Annotated in this window: 1 protein-coding gene; it reads left to right on the forward strand. The window is 62.1% G+C overall.

Translation table 11 applies throughout. The annotated features are described in order from the left end of the window. The coding region (locus EN852_RS41165; RefSeq protein WP_189546337.1) for a DUF6212 domain-containing protein at positions 1-536 on the forward strand (536 nt) is incomplete at both ends.

Below are 536 nucleotides of genomic sequence, written 5' to 3' on the forward strand. Positions count from 1 at the left end.
CGATTTGCTGCTTGCAGTCAGATGCGGCGGCAATTGGTCGGGCGCAACGGTGCTTGGCGGCTTTTCAAGCATCCAGATCCGCCATGTCGTCTTGAACGGCGCGAAGCACCCGCGCCTCAACGCGCCGCAGCAGCGGCAACGTACGCGCCAGCTGACCGGTGACGAGTTGAAGCGTTCAACGCTCGTGACGAACCATCCGACGGAATTGCCTGCGCTGCTCGTCTCCGATGGCGGCATCTTCCTGCGGCCGAGCACGCATGGTCTCGTGGTGGCCGCGCTCAATTCCACCTTCCCGGCCTTTGCCAGGAGTGTCGTCGCTACGGTGGAGATCGCTCACGAGGAGGCGTCGCCGTTCGAGTTCGCCATGGCTCTGGGTCGGCCGGAAGAAAAGCTGGTCTGGAAACACGACGCTCCGGTCGGCGCTTTGGCGTTCTCCGGATGGACGCGCGTTCCGAGACCATTCGAGTTCCATGATCTGAAACTTTCCATTCGCGAGGTGGATCGCAAATGGCTGACCATCTATCTGGCGATCCGGC

The sequence above is a fragment of the Mesorhizobium sp. M2E.F.Ca.ET.209.01.1.1 genome (assembly GCF_004010375.2).
GTDB lineage: Bacteria > Pseudomonadota > Alphaproteobacteria > Rhizobiales > Rhizobiaceae > Mesorhizobium.